The sequence below is a fragment of the Nostoc sp. JL33 genome, from assembly GCF_017114985.1.
In the GTDB taxonomy this organism is placed as follows: Bacteria; Cyanobacteriota; Cyanobacteriia; order Cyanobacteriales; family Nostocaceae; genus Nostoc.
On sequence record NZ_JABXKP010000075.1, the window covers coordinates 113,519 to 128,543 of the forward strand.

Annotated in this window: 10 protein-coding genes and 1 CRISPR repeat array; of the genes, 7 read left to right on the top strand and 3 right to left on the bottom strand. The window is 41.2% G+C overall.

Annotation, left to right across the window (positions count from 1 at the left end; genetic code table 11):
• Nucleotides 1-40 precede the first annotated feature (40 nt).
• Complete coding sequence (locus HWQ23_RS21890) at nucleotides 41-1,078, bottom strand: NADP(H)-dependent aldo-keto reductase (protein ID WP_292832694.1); 1,038 nt, start codon at nucleotides 1,076-1,078, stop codon at nucleotides 41-43.
• 1,038 nt (nucleotides 1,079-2,116) lie between these two features.
• Between HWQ23_RS21890 and HWQ23_RS21895 the strand changes: the two genes are divergently transcribed.
• The 5 genes from HWQ23_RS21895 (at nucleotide 2,117) to HWQ23_RS21915 (ending at nucleotide 6,821) form a co-directional block, all read left to right on the top strand.
• Nucleotides 2,117-2,854, top strand: a complete 738-nt coding sequence (locus tag HWQ23_RS21895; protein ID WP_292832697.1) for a Crp/Fnr family transcriptional regulator — start codon at nucleotides 2,117-2,119, stop codon at nucleotides 2,852-2,854.
• 190 nt (nucleotides 2,855-3,044) lie between these two features.
• Nucleotides 3,045-3,791, top strand: a complete 747-nt coding sequence (locus tag HWQ23_RS21900; RefSeq protein WP_292832700.1) for a Crp/Fnr family transcriptional regulator — start codon at nucleotides 3,045-3,047, stop codon at nucleotides 3,789-3,791.
• Between the two features lie 80 nt (nucleotides 3,792-3,871).
• Nucleotides 3,872-4,603 carry a Crp/Fnr family transcriptional regulator gene (locus tag HWQ23_RS21905; protein WP_292832703.1) on the top strand — a complete coding sequence of 244 codons (732 nt, stop codon included), beginning with the start codon at nucleotides 3,872-3,874 and terminating at the stop codon, nucleotides 4,601-4,603.
• A 153-nt stretch (nucleotides 4,604-4,756) separates the two neighbouring features.
• Nucleotides 4,757-5,167, top strand: coding sequence for a response regulator (locus HWQ23_RS21910; protein ID WP_292832706.1), 411 nt, complete (start codon nucleotides 4,757-4,759; stop codon nucleotides 5,165-5,167).
• Between the two features lie 985 nt (nucleotides 5,168-6,152).
• Nucleotides 6,153-6,821 carry a peptidoglycan-binding domain-containing protein gene (locus tag HWQ23_RS21915; protein WP_292832709.1) on the top strand — a complete coding sequence of 223 codons (669 nt, stop codon included), beginning with the start codon at nucleotides 6,153-6,155 and terminating at the stop codon, nucleotides 6,819-6,821.
• 141 nt (nucleotides 6,822-6,962) lie between these two features.
• Here HWQ23_RS21915 and wecB read toward each other — a convergent pair whose 3' ends face one another.
• Both wecB and HWQ23_RS21925 read right to left on the bottom strand, forming a co-directional pair.
• Nucleotides 6,963-8,075, bottom strand: a complete 1,113-nt coding sequence (gene wecB / locus HWQ23_RS21920) for a non-hydrolyzing UDP-N-acetylglucosamine 2-epimerase (RefSeq protein ID WP_292832713.1) — start codon at nucleotides 8,073-8,075, stop codon at nucleotides 6,963-6,965.
• Nucleotides 8,076-8,427: 352 nt separating this feature from the next.
• Nucleotides 8,428-8,799 carry a hypothetical protein gene (locus tag HWQ23_RS21925; protein WP_292832716.1) on the bottom strand — a complete coding sequence of 124 codons (372 nt, stop codon included), beginning with the start codon at nucleotides 8,797-8,799 and terminating at the stop codon, nucleotides 8,428-8,430.
• 730 nt (nucleotides 8,800-9,529) lie between these two features.
• Between HWQ23_RS21925 and HWQ23_RS21930 the strand changes: the two genes are divergently transcribed.
• Both HWQ23_RS21930 and HWQ23_RS21935 read left to right on the top strand, forming a co-directional pair.
• The gene (locus HWQ23_RS21930; protein ID WP_292832719.1) at nucleotides 9,530-10,840 is read left to right on the top strand and encodes a type IV pilus twitching motility protein PilT; all 1,311 of its coding nucleotides are present in this window, start codon (nucleotides 9,530-9,532) and stop codon (nucleotides 10,838-10,840) included.
• Between the two features lie 303 nt (nucleotides 10,841-11,143).
• Nucleotides 11,144-11,911 carry a circadian clock KaiB family protein gene (locus tag HWQ23_RS21935; protein ID WP_292832722.1) on the top strand — a complete coding sequence of 256 codons (768 nt, stop codon included), beginning with the start codon at nucleotides 11,144-11,146 and terminating at the stop codon, nucleotides 11,909-11,911.
• Between the two features lie 524 nt (nucleotides 11,912-12,435).
• A CRISPR array of direct repeats spans nucleotides 12,436-14,906; the repeat unit is 37 nt; unit sequence ATCGCAATCAACTAAAATCCCTATTAGGGATTGAAAC.
• Nucleotides 14,907-15,025 lie beyond the last annotated feature (119 nt).

Below are 15,025 nucleotides of genomic sequence, written 5' to 3' on the forward strand. Positions count from 1 at the left end.
CCCAACTGAAAATGTCTTTAATGCGTGAATGCGTGAATTGTTAAGGTGCTGGGTTTGGAGACTGAGCATGAACTATATCCAACTCTTCCAAAATGTCTTTGTCAAGAACTACATTTACACTTTCTAAATTCTCTTTGAGTTGTTGCAGTGTGGTAGCACCAATAATTGTGCTAGGCACAAACCAACGACTCCGCACGAATGCTAATGCTAGATGCGCTGGACTTAGTTGATGGCGCTTGGCAATTTCCACATAAGCTGCTACTGCTTGACTTACTTTTGGTTTGAGATAGCGCTGACCAAAATTTTCAAACAACGTGACTCTTGCTTTCTCTGGTTTGCCATTTAGGTATTTGCCAGTCAAGAAGCCAAACGCCAAAGGGCTATAAGCTAGTAACCCAATTTCTTCGTGATAAACTGCTTCTGCTAAGGCTCCGTCGAATACTCGATTTAGCAAGTTATAAGCATTTTGAATCGAAACAACTTTGGGCAATCCTAATTGTTTAGCAGCGTTACTAAACTGGGCAACGCCCCAAGGTGTTTCATTACTCAAACCGATATAGCGAATTTTTCCTGCCTTAATTACGTCGTCAAAAACTGCTAGCTGTTCAGGAATGGGAACTGTTTCTCCTAGCTGAGTTGGATCGAATACCGTTTGTCCAAACCGTGGCACGTAGCGATCAGGCCAGTGGATTTGGTACAGATCAATATAATCCGTCTGTAATCTTTTTAGACTATCATCTACAGCTTGTTTGATATTATCACGGTCAATTGCTTTGGCTCCACCACGTAACCATTTAAAGCCTCGACCAGGGCCAGCAATCTTAGTCGCTATAATAAGTTGATCTCTTTGTTGATGCTTTAACCATTCCCCAATATAAGTCTCAGTTAATCCATAAGTTTCGCCACTTGTTGGCACAGGGTACATCTCCGCCGCATCAATAAAGTTGACTCCTTGGGCAATAGAATAATCTAGCTGCTCGTGGGCTTCTTCAATAGTATTTTGCTGTCCATAGGTCATGGTGCCCAGACAAATTTCAGAAACTTTTAACTCACTCTTGCCAAGTTGGTTATACTTCATATTTCTGCGTTGTTATTCAGTCGATTTAACAGTGATATTTTTGTTAGATATTTTGCATTTTGTCAAGGACGATATTTTTTTAACTGAATTAGCTTCAAACAACACTAAATTTGGCACTAAGCCAATATAAATTTGTCAGCAAATAAATATTAATTTGTCAATACCCCTATAAATTGATAGATAAACCGTATTTAATAGACACAGTTGTTTATTATTGCATAGATGAACCAGATAAGTAAGCTAGCTTGAAGTAATAAAAGTTCTAAAATTGTAGTAGAAAATACTTGCTTTTATTGAATATTTGTGAAATGGACTATTTTAGTCTGAGCATATACTACGATAAACCACTATACTTACCGTAGTATATCAAAAAATCTTAAGATTATTCTAGAATTAAGTCTTAATAAATGTTCATATTAATATACTATGTTCTAAGTAGCTTGTCTTCACAGCAATCAAAATATACTAAGTTTACTTAGAATAGTTCACAACATCTGGTGGCAATCACAAAGATTTAGGCTTGTAAGTACTTGCATAACCAGGAATTTTTTGCTGCGATCGCTGACAACAATGCTCATGTCTATAGCAATATGATTAGTGAACATAATTAGACTTAATTATGCGATCGCAAGTGCAATTACAGTGAAAATTAGCAATTCCAATTGTTGGGATTGCTTACCTTTGAGCCGACACTACTGATTTTTAACTTTGCTAAAGCCTGGATTTAACAACGCAGAAATAGTTTTTTCTTGTGGTATCTACTTACTATTTTGCTATGCAATTTGTATTATTTTGCTCTCAAGCTTTATATAGATGCTTTAGCTGGCTATACCAACTTTTTTGTTCTACATCAGGATTTATTTGCTACTGTAAATCACTAATTTAATTATGTTATATTATATATATAAATATAAAAATATATTTTATTAAAACTTTTTTAGGGATTACACCTTTTGACATATAGGATCGGATTCTTGATTTTTCTCCTTATGCCGCGAGTTGCCTTTTCTAGAGACGGCTATATTTAGGAGAATCCCAATGTCATTAAACAAAAATACCCTTGAGCAACCAGCAAATAATTTGCTGGCAGCTTTGCCAGCCAGTGATTATGAGCGTCTTCTCCCCCATCTAAAGCTAGTTTCGCTCTCAAATCGGCAAGTCCTTTACGAAGCAGGCGAAGCGATCGCACAGGTCTATTTTCCTAATAAGGCAGTGGTTTCTATAATCACTACTATGGAAGATGGCTCGACTGTGGAAGCTGGTTTAGTGAGCAATGAAGGTATGGTGGGCATCCCAGTAATTTTAGGAGACAACATCGCAACCACAACAGCATTAGTGCAGATTCCAGACGGTGCTATGCAAATGGATGCGGATATACTCAGAAGCGAGTTCAATCGGGGTACAGCCCTTCAAAGCCTGTTGCTGCGCTACGTGCAAGGTATGTACACTCAAATGGCACAAGGATCTGCCTGCAACCGTCTTCATAAACTAGAAGGGCGGCTGGCTCGGTGGTTGCTGACAGTTTCTGACCGTCTGGAATCAGAGGAATTTCCACTCACCCAAGAATTTATCTCCCAGATGCTGGGTGTACGTCGCGCTGGTGTCACCGAAGCAGCTAACATCCTGAGCGAAGCCGGAATAATCAGCTACCAGCGTGGTCAGATTAACATCCTGAATCGAGAGGCTTTAGAAAAAACCTCCTGCGAATGTTATCAGATTATAGAAAATGAATTTGTTCGTTTATTGGGCAATAACCCCAATAAACGGGGAAAATAATTTTTTTGAAGCTTCTGTGTACGAAACCCCACAGACTCGAAGAACTGTGTTAATTTAAGATTTTTTAGATTGTCCCCGTGTTTCTTTAGCGAATACACCTTTTGACATTTAGGATCAGATCCTTAAATCCTTTCCTTGTGCCCTGAGTTGGCTTTTCTAAAGTCACCTACCTTAAGGAGAGTGACTTTTAATGCCATTAGATAAAAACCTTTTTCAGCTACCACCAAATAAGCTGCTCGCAGCTTTGCCAGCCAGTGATTATCAACGTCTTGTCCCCCATCTAAAGCTCGTTTCGCTCCCACTTCGGCAAATCCTTTACCAAGCAGGCGAACCGATCACACACGTCTATTTTCCTGATAAGTCAATGGTTTCTATAGTCACCACTATGGAAGATGGCTCAACGGCGGAAGTTGGGATAGTAAGCAATGAAGGTATGGTGGGTATCCCGGTAATTTTAGGAGACAACACCACAACCACAACAGCATTTGTGCAGATTGCGGGCGCTGGAATGCAGATGGATGCAGATATACTAAGAGCCGAGTTCAATCGCGGCGGAGCTATTCAAACCCTGTTGCTACGCTACGTACAAGCTGTATATTCTGAACTGGCGCAAGGAGTTGCCTGCAACCGTCTCCATATACTAGAAGAACGGCTGGCTCGTTGGCTACTCACAGTTTCTGACCGTCTGGAATCAGAGGATTTTCCGCTCACGCAAGAATTTATCGCCCAGATGCTAGGTGTACGTCGTTCTGGTGTGACAGTAGCGGCTAGCACCCTCAGCCGAGCCGGAATGCTCGCCTACCAACGCGGTAAAATTAGCATCCTCAATCGAGAGGATTTGGAAGCAACTTCCTGCGAGTGTTATCGAGTCATACAAAAGGAATTTGCTCGGTTACTTGGCAAGAAGCCAAGTAACCGAGCCGGAAAAATTTTTTGAGTTATCTGTACGAAACCGAACAGACTCGCAAAGGTAACTTGATTTAAAGTATTTTGAGGAAATTTATCTTTTAATGTTCAGTGAGTGAAAACACTCTTAAGCCGCAAGTAAATAGATTACTTGCGGCTTTGCCAGCCAGTGATTATCAGCGTCTTGTTCCGCACCTGAAGTTAGTTTCGCTTCCCACTCGGAAAGTTATTTATGAACCAGGAGAACCCATCACACATGTCTATTTTCCGCAAAACGCAGTGGTTTCTATAGTCACTATTATGAAAGATGGTTCGACGGTGGAAGTTGGGATAGTGAGCAATGAAGGCATGGTGGGTATCCCAGTAATTTTAGGAGGTAACACAACAACCACAAAAGGGTTTGTCCAAGTTTCGGGCGCTGGAATGCAGATCGATGCAGATATACTTAGAGCCGAGTTCAATCGCGGCGGAGCTATTCAAAACCTGCTGCTACGTTATGTACGATCTGTATACTCTGAACTTGCACAAGGATGTGCTTGCAACCGTCTTCATACCCTAGAGGAACGGCTAGCTCGTTGGCTTCTCACAGTCTCTGACCGGTTGGAATCAGAGGATTTTCCGCTCACGCAAGAATTTATCGCCCAGATGCTGGGTGTACGTCGTTCCGGTGTCACACTAGCGGCTAGCACCCTCAGCCGAGCCGGAATGATTCGCTACCAACGTGGTAAAATTAGCATCCTGAACCGAGAGCATTTGGAAGCAACTTCCTGCGAGTGTTATCGAGTTATACAAAAGGAATTTACTCGGTTGCTGGGGAATCAGCCAAGGCGCGATCGCAGATGAATTATTTTAATTTTTTATGTCCGACACCGGACAGACGCTTGCTAGCTAGTTCCGATAATATTTGGTAAGCTATCCATCAAATCGTATTTATAAATACGTGCCTTTTGATGTTATTGCTACTCCAAGTCTTTGATTTACAGGGCGGTGAGAATAATGTCAAACCAATCGATATCTTTTAAAGGTCTGCGATTGCTCGTTGTGGATGATGACCCTGATACCAGAACATTACTTACCTTCCTGTTTGAATTAGATGGAGCAGAGATCGTCACAGCCGCTTCAGTAGATGAGGCTTTAGAAATAATGTCAGTTTTTAAACCAGATATCCTAATTAGTGACATTTATTTACCAGGTGAAGACGGCTACTCACTGCTATTGAAGATCAGAAATCTCGAAGCAAAGCGAGGGAGAAAGATTCCAGCTATTGCTCTGACAGCATCTGCTTTGGACGAAGACCGTAATCATGCATTGTTAGTAGGTTATGATATATATCGGTGCAAGCCGATAGACTTAGAGGAGTTAGCTTCTGTGGTTGCTAGTTTAACAGGACTCGAACAATACGTTTGACCTATTTCGATGCAACAAGGTAGAAGGTTGGTCAAGGCAGTAAGCAAGAAAGCTTAACTAATTTAACTAAATTTTATTTATTTTCTCAGGAATCTTTTTAGAGCTTACGCATTGACCGAAAATACTATCTGATCAGAAAAACCTGGTCTGTCGTAGGGGTAAACCGCATTGCTAAACCCCTAGACTGGGTATGTGTTTACCATAAAAGTAATGATTAATCAAAGCCTGAAACGGCCTATTTTCGGTAAACCATATCATGATTAATTTGTACAGTGCGTAATAAGTAGGTAGGCGGGAAAATTCATAACTACGTCATTGCGAGTGAAACGTTCGCGTAGCATCTCCTTGGCGCAGCCTCTCGTAGAGAAGAGTTGCGATCGCAAAGGTTTCGAGCATTTTATATTTAGTTACATAGTTAGGTTTGTTTATGTCCACCTAATTATCATGCCCAGATAATTAGTTATGATTCCCACAGTCATTGCACCCCACACGCCAGTCGAGGAAAGGGGGAAACCCCCTCCCCTGTTCCCGCGCTGGTGGCTCCCCTTAATCCCCTAAGAGCCTGCTCTTAGGGGAGACAAAGCGCAGCTTTGACTCTTTGGGGTTCTTCGGGTTTAATAAGTAATCAAGCGGGCATGATATAACCCTCTTGTGTCACTGTCCGAAAACTTTTGCCATTTCTGAATTCTAGAGCTTTTGTATACGAAGCGCTCGCAAGATTTTTTCCTAATAACAAATAGAATAACCAAGTTTTTGTAATAGGATAGCTTGTATTGATTGACTGATAAAGCTTCTAGAGATTATCCTCCCAAAGAGTGACACAAGAGGGATAAGTCCTACTTTTGACTAATTTTATTTTTTCTTAATTTCGCTACCAGTAAAAACCTGCTGAAAGGTAGAGATATAAAATATACTAAGAATAAATACAGAGAATTACTTGGTTATTCTCTGCGAAGACTCATTTTTTCATATTAAGGAGCGCATCATGGAATATCTTGCTTATTCCCAAATGTTTATTGCTCAAGAAGAAGCATCTGGAAACACCAAATCTAATCCCCCTAAATCTGAATGGAATTGGAAAAAACTTTTTAAATCTTCCCACATAGTTATTACTAAAGAAGAGACATCTGGAATCACAAAATCTAAATTCAATTGGGAAAAACTGCTTAAATCTTCAGCTTGGTTAGCTCTCGCTGGCGTTGGTGTATTACTTGTTGCTGTTAGCCAAATTCAAATGAGTTCGGCTGCATATGTAAAGACTAACGGCAGTTGTTTACGTATCCGTACAGGCCCAAGTGCCAGCTACTCATATGTGGACTGTGTACCAAATGGCGCAACACTTCCAGCTATTCAAAGGTATGAAAACGGTTTTGCTAGGCTTTCTACGGGTAGATACGTTTTTGCCCGATGGATTGGTGATAGACCTAACAATCTTAGTGTGAGTAGACCTGGTGGTGTTGGCGGTTCGGTGATTCTTACCCCTGGTTCTAAAGGTCTGCTTGTCAGAGACGTTCAAACAGCTTTAGGTAATCTCACGGTTGATGGAATTTACGGTCGAGAAACTGTTAGCCGAGTCCGAAGCTTTCAGGCAAGTAAAGGTCTACTTGTAGATGGTGTTGTGGGCCCCGAAACTCGATCAGCTCTGGGTATTTAGCCATAAGCCACCCTTTGAAAATCTCCTTTTCAAGTTTTACCTGTTTTCTTGTGAGATGGAGAGATACATCGGTAGGGGGGTACAACTGTACGCCCCTACAAGCGATTTATTTAACCAGTTTCGCTAAGTTGATGTTAGTGATCAAAGACCCAAGTAATTTTGTACAATCTGCAAAATGCGCTCTGCTGCATGACCATCCCCAAAGGGATTAATTGCATTTGCCATTGTTTCATAAGCATCTGGATCACTGAGTAACTCCGCAGCAGCTGCAAAAATGTTCTCACTCGTAGTGCCTACAAGTTTAGCTGTACCGGCTGCAACAGCCTCTGGTCTTTCGGTGGTGTCTCTCAAAACCAGTACTGGTTTTCCCAAACTGGGGGCTTCTTCCTGCAAGCCACCAGAGTCAGTGAGCAAAAGATGCGATCGCCCAATTGCTCCCACCAATTCGCCATAATCTAGAGGTTCTGTTAAGAAAATTCGGGGATGATTCCCTAAAAGTTCCTGCAACGGGACTCGCACTGTCGGATTGCGGTGCAATGGTAAAAGCATTGCTGTATCAGGAAACTTGTCTAAAATGTGTAAAAAGCCCTGAGCGATCGCTTGGAGTGGTTCTCCCCAATTCTCCCGCCGATGAACTGTTGCTAACAAAACGCGATATGATTCCCAGTCTAAGCCTGGCACATTGCAGACTGCTTGGGTTGCAGCTACATTCAACAGCGCATCAATTACCGTGTTACCCGTCATGTGAATTTCACCCAAAACACCAGAACGGTGCAAATTTTCCACAGCCCAAGGAGTCGGCGCAAAGTGCAACTGAGTAATTTGAGAAATCAACCGCCGATTAGCTTCTTCTGGGTAAGGATTGAATATATCATCAGTTCTTAACCCTGCTTCTACATGACCCACAGGGATTTTTTGATAAAAAGCTGCCAAAGCTGCGGCAAAAGCCGTGGTAGTGTCTCCCTGCACCAGCACTAAATCAGGCTTTTTCTCCTGGAATAACGCTTCTAAACCTTGTAAGCTGCGGCAGGTAATATCATTTAGAGATTGCCGAGCCTGCATAATTTCCAAGTTATAATCTGCCTTGATGTTGAACAGCTGCATAACTTGCTCAACCATCTCCCGATGCTGTCCAGTTAAAATTACTTGCAATTCAAAACCTGAAGACTTCTGGAAAACCTGAATCACTGGAGCTAGTTTAATCGCTTCTGGACGAGTACCCAAGATAATGCAAACGCATTTTTGATTAGTCATTTCTCATTAGTGATCTGTCATTTGCCAATCGTCTATAGTCAATGGTTTATGGTTAATAGTCAATAGTTCGCGGTCAATCATCACAGAAATCATAAATCTAAATGGATAAATGACGCAAAATATCAAAAAAACCCAGCCAGCTTAACCGGGCTAATGCACTGTTTCTCTAATTCAACTATGTAATACAATACGCTTGGGTTAGCGTCTCTATAAGGTTTTTAGGTAAGGCATGATTAATTTCTGGAGATATCTAATGACTACATCTTGATCTGACAAGTTCAAATCCTAAAGAGCATGAAAAAACCCGGCTTAACCGGGCAGACGCACTGTTTGTCGAATTCACCTGTAATGACTATTTAATCTCACAAGTTAAAGGGCAAGCAGCGTAAACAGAAGTCTGCATTTTGTCTGCCTCTCCATGCAGCCAGCTTAACCATTTGATTTGATTAGGATGAACTCCTCTAAGAGTTAGCACACCCGCAGCCAATACAACAGCGATGATATTAAACATGATTAAAGCGCCTGCTACAAGCAAAACAGCACTAACAGGCATCACAGATTGCAAGATAATCGACAGCAGACATCCCACCGTAGCCATCAAGACAACTAGTGGAAAACCCACAACCAACAAGCAAACTGCCAATGTAAAAGTCCATATCAAAAAGCTTTTAATCATCATCAAGGAGTAGGTCTTTCCTAGATTAGAGCTTTGAGCAGAAACCATGACTTTTCCTCCTAAAAATACACAACAAATTTTAATTTCAGTGATCTCTCGCTTTTGGCGAGTAAAGTAATTCGTTTCTCAGTGATATTCACTATATAAAAACTAATTGGGAAAATGAGCATTTATTTACTAAACTTTACAGTTAATTTTTTGTAATTATGAATTTAAAGTCAAATTTATATCTATTAAAAAAACTTGTTTTTCGCATCCGCCTTGAGGTATAGAACCTAAAAGTATGAGCTTTTAACCTTGATCCCCAGGATATTGCTCCTATTTAACTTAACATTTCTTATAAAAATCAGTAGTGCTTCTCATAATTCATAGATGGGCTGAATAAATGATTTAATCGTATTTGTGCTGTTAATTGCTGGCAATCCGTGTCGATGCCAGGGATAAATTTCTCATCTAAGCCATGAGAATATTCATGTTTGGACAATAGTATTATAACATACTAAAAATCTATGTACATTCACTGGTGTATTTTGAGTCCTCATGTGTGTTAAACCTGGTTAGATACGTTAAATAATTTCTCTAAATCTTCTGAGTAGTAGAATTATAGGAAAAAAAAGATACAAAGTGAGGTCGATAAAATGGATTGACCGTGGTTTTAGAGTTTCAATCGCCTCCGATCACCGCCGGGGCTTGCACGCAAGTATTCTCCAAAAGTCATCGAAGCAAGTGACTTGACTTCTCGCTAATTCAACTTTTTAACTGCCAAATTTTAAGATATATGACAGAATCACAATCTCAATTAAATTCTAACCCCGTTACCGGACGTAACCTGCCACCAATGCCGCCACCAATGCCGCCACCAATGCCGCCACCAATGCCGCCACCAATGCCAACCTCTAGTACGCAGAGGCAGATGACACAAACATTGGATATGTCAATGGATAGGAGCGCCAACGCACCTGTTGCAGGTCATCGTCCGGGTAGTGCACCGCCAATACCTAATTCAGTTCGCCTTCAAAACAGCACTCCACAACTGACATTAGCGCAGTTAATCAGGCTAGCTTACGATCAGGGATATTCTGACTTGCACTTGGGTGTAGGTGAACTACCCCGCTTCCGCAGCCGAGGAGAAATTCAATCAACGGATTATCCAGAAACAGATAAAGAAACTTTCATGAATTGGTTGCGGGAGGTGATGAGTGAGGGGGAAATTCAGCGCTTTGAAGAAACCTTAGAATTTGACGGAGCAACTCAGTATGACTTTGCTCGCGTGCGGATTAATGTTTTTGGCTCCCTCAGAGGGCCTGCAATGGTGTTGCGGTTGATTCCACTGAAAATCTTAACTATGGAACAGTTGAATTTACCCCCAATTTTTCGGGATATTTGTCATTATCACAAAGGTTTAATTTTGGTGACTGGGCCTACTGGTTCTGGTAAGTCCACCACAATGGCAGCGATGGTTGACTACATCAATAAGGAGATGGCCAAGCATATCATCACCATTGAAGACCCGATAGAATTTGTCCATCAAAGCCGCAAGTCTTTAGTCAAACAACGGGAAGTGGGAATGCACACCCGGAAATTTGACAACGCTTTGAAAGCAGCTTTGCGGGAAGACCCAGATTTGATTCTAGTAGGGGAAATGCGGGATAAGGAAACAGTTAACACTGCCCTAAAAGCCGCTCAGACTGGTCACTTAGTCATGGGAACTCTGCACACCAATAGCGCTGTTAAAACCATTGAGCGGATTCTCAATCTCTTCTCTGGTGACGAACAAGATGCAATGCGAGTGGCAATTTCTGAGTCTTTAGTGTCAGTAATTGCCCAAGGTTTGTGTCGCACAACTGACGGTAAGCGGGCTGCTTTCCACGATGTATTGATCAATACTGAGGCTATTAAAGAATGGATCAAAGACGGTAAGTATGATGAAATTGGCGAGTTGATGAAACAAGCTGGCTTTGATGGCATGATTACGATGAATCAGTCATTGCTCAATCTCTATCAAGAGGGTCGCATCACTGAAGAAACTGCTTTGGAAATGTCACCAACTCCTAACGAAATGGCGCAGTTTCTCCGAGGTCGAGTTTAAGATAGGGCATTGGGAAAAAGGAGGCAGAAGTTCTTTAATGCAAGAATTTTGTTAGCGCAGCCTCAACTCTTCTCTACCTTGGGCTACGCCTTCGTAGAGGCTCCGCCAACGAGTCCGCGTAGAGAGCGTGTCTGTCTGCGACACGCTATTCGCGTTCGTAGAGAGCGTCATTTTGAATGCGTGAATTGATTTCTCCCTGATCCTCCAGTTCCCAATTCCAAATATCTTTCTGATCCTGGTTGCGGTTATAGCTAAGGTAAAAGGTAAAAGAGAGAATTTTTTACTTTTAGCTTCCTAGCCTCTGTGAATAACTTGACGACAAACAAACTATCTACGCCCCAGTTGTTTAAAGGCATTGCGCTATTTACACCTGGAGGAGATTTAATTTATTGCATCGACCCTAGCAAGCAAGGCCGATGGCACTTGCATTTGTGCTCGGCTTTGCAAGAAATCCTAGATTTGCCAGAGCCGCCGCACTTTTTAGTGCCTTGTTACACTGCAACTATTGACCACTGGTTAGATCCGCGCACTCAACAAGTGCGAACTTTTGCTGAAGCTTATCCGGCTGTAATTAGACATCAAACTTTGCTTAATGCCATTTTCGGCACAGGGGAGTTAGTATGGCAAGCAGCTCCCTGGCAAGAGGGGTTGTGCGATCGCATGCTGTTAACAACTTATCGTTCTTCATTTGGGCAGCTTTGGGAAGATCACGATTTAATTGTGCGTCTAGACCTTTCTGAACCTGTGCCAAAATACCACCAGCCAGTAATAGTACAAAAAAAGGAAGCAATCACACAAGGCTATGTTCTGCGCTTGTTTGTTGCTGGACATAGCAGTACCACCGAACGCATTCTCCAAAATTTACACGAATTATTAGAGCGATCGCTCGGACATCCTTATACTCTGAAGGTGATTGATGTTTTAACTCATCCTGAACAGGCAGAACTCAATCAGGTTTCTGCAACTCCTACCCTTGTCAAGGTTTGGCCTCACCCAATTCGGCGAATCGTTGGAGAGTTGGATCATGTAGAAAAGATTTTACAGATGTTAGCTACTAAGGAAAATTTTTAAGTTTTATAACGATTACATCATAACTGGGAGTGCATAGGCGTAGCCCAACTCAGATATCGCTTTCAGGTCAGCTAGATACAGTTTGATGTAAAATCGTGGCGAATTGAGGGTTAAAAGTGAAACGCAGAGGTTATGTGGCAGTTGTTAAAGCTATAGGCGCAGGGATATTAGTATTTACCAGTTAAAAGTGAAACGCAGAGGTTATGTGGCAGTTGTTTTCGCTAGGAATGGAATGAAAGCCTATACTAAACTCATTGATAGTCAGCCGCTTTGCAATCAGACTAGTTTTTTTGCCAAGTGCGCGAATGGGTAGGTGTTGGTGAAGGGGTGACTACAAAAATGGCTGAATTGCCCTACATGCAAAGACTTAAACGCTGTAGCATCTTTAAACCATCCGCGCATCTTATGTAGACGGACTTTCAGCTATTTACAGCTAGCACAATTGCCACTCCTCATGTTATGATTCTTCTATTCGCGCTATTGAACCTTGAAAACCAAATAACACACGGCTTTCAGACGCCTGCATCGCAATCAACTAAAATCCCTATTAGGGATTGAAACCTATGTCAAAATATGTACACTTGAAGTGTCCTTTAAAATCGCAATCAACTAAAATCCCTATTAGGGATTGAAACTTCCCAAATACCAAGGGTAATTTCTTCAATCCAAATCGCAATCAACTAAAATCCCTATTAGGGATTGAAACCTCTGAAGTTTTTATCATCTATTGTGCCACCTTTGGGATCGCAATCAACTAAAATCCCTATTAGGGATTGAAACGTATCACTCTACGGGGTACGCACGGGCTAATGTGGGAATCGCAATCAACTAAAATCCCTATTAGGGATTGAAACTTCAAGATTCATAATCGTTGCTTTTATCATTAAGAATCGCAATCAACTAAAATCCCTATTAGGGATTGAAACCACTTTCATAGAGCCTATTGGAGTTATGGCGACAAATCGCAATCAACTAAAATCCCTATTAGGGATTGAAACTGAAATTTTCAAAGGCATCACGCCAATAGCTTGTCGCAATCAACTAAAATCCCTATTAGGGATTGAAACGATGGGAAACTTCGCAGATAGCTATCTGATGCATCGCAATCAACTAAAATCCCTATTAGGGATTGAAACATTGATGTACATCGGAAATCCCTTGGGCAGGTCAATCGCAATCAACTAAAATCCCTATTAGGGATTGAAACGAAGCTAAAAAAGGCGCTGTCGGCGGTGCATACGTCGCAATCAACTAAAATCCCTATTAGGGATTGAAACCGATTCCCTCGTCACCCACTCTTTCCAGCCCTTCAGTCGCAATCAACTAAAATCCCTATTAGGGATTGAAACCCGTTGAACCATTCAGGGTTACAGTTTTGCTTAATCGCAATCAACTAAAATCCCTATTAGGGATTGAAACAACAAAGTACAAACCGTAACCACTACGTTGATTAAATCGCAATCAACTAAAATCCCTATTAGGGATTGAAACAACCCTAGTATTGAATAGGCACTAGACCCTCAGTCGCAATCAACTAAAATCCCTATTAGGGATTGAAACGCCGATGAAACGTGTACATTGTATGGCGAAGAAAATCGCAATCAACTAAAATCCCTATTAGGGATTGAAACTTGCTAAATCATTCTTGGCAGCGATCGCACAGGATCGCAATCAACTAAAATCCCTATTAGGGATTGAAACTAATGCTCTTTGCTCCCTGGCTTCCTCTTTGGTAGCTAATCGCAATCAACTAAAATCCCTATTAGGGATTGAAACTAAGTCAATACCGATTTTTACCGGAGCGATTACAAATCGCAATCAACTAAAATCCCTATTAGGGATTGAAACAACGTTGTTAATGAGTACACAGCAGCTAAAGAAAATCGCAATCAACTAAAATCCCTATTAGGGATTGAAACCTAAACCTTGCGCCAGGATGCTATTTTTCTAAAATCGCAATCAACTAAAATCCCTATTAGGGATTGAAACAAATTATCGGATACGATGCTTTTCCTCTTTGCGAAAAATCGCAATCAACTAAAATCCCTATTAGGGATTGAAACGGAGAAATTAGCAGAAATAGTGAGAGCAGCACGGGATCGCAATCAACTAAAATCCCTATTAGGGATTGAAACACAGGAAATTACAACGTGCAGAACACCGCAGGGCATCGCAATCAACTAAAATCCCTATTAGGGATTGAAACAATTTAATATTTTTCCAGAGGCTAGATTAATTATCGCAATCAACTAAAATCCCTATTAGGGATTGAAACGTATCTTTCCTTCCAGCTACAAAAGAAATCAATTGATCGCAATCAACTAAAATCCCTATTAGGGATTGAAACCTTAATCTTAAAGCATTAGCATCTTGGGGATTTTGATCGCAATCAACTAAAATCCCTATTAGGGATTGAAACTGACATCGCCTAAGCTAATGGTTGATGCCCCAACCATCGCAATCAACTAAAATCCCTATTAGGGATTGAAACGAGATTAGTAAACGTATAATCAGTAATCGGATTCGAGCATCGCAATCAACTAAAATCCCTATTAGGGATTGAAACGACGTAAGGTGCGGATTTGTCTATCAATCGCAGTCATCGCAATCAACTAAAATCCCTATTAGGGATTGAAACGGGCAAATAGTAGGAATGCCTACAGAAGATTTGCATCGCAATCAACTAAAATCCCTATTAGGGATTGAAACGATGACAATCGGCTTGATTCCCTGTGATTCCCAGTATCGCAATCAACTAAAATCCCTATTAGGGATTGAAACTCTTAGGAAGCTAGTAACACTCAACAAGTCGCTATCGCAATCAACTAAAATCCCTATTAGGGATTGAAACGAGTGACATTAATCGGGGGATTATTCCCCCTTTATCGCAATCAACTAAAATCCCTATTAGGGATTGAAACCTCTGTCAGAAATACCATCAATCATTGAGGCAATCTCATCGCAATCAACTAAAATCCCTATTAGGGATTGAAACGCACAACATCCCTATGATTATTTGCGAGGGATGCAAAAATCGCAATCAACTAAAATCCCTATTACTGGAGTTTAGACTAGTTCCCGGTGCGAAACTAAATTTCCAAAAAATAAGGATAC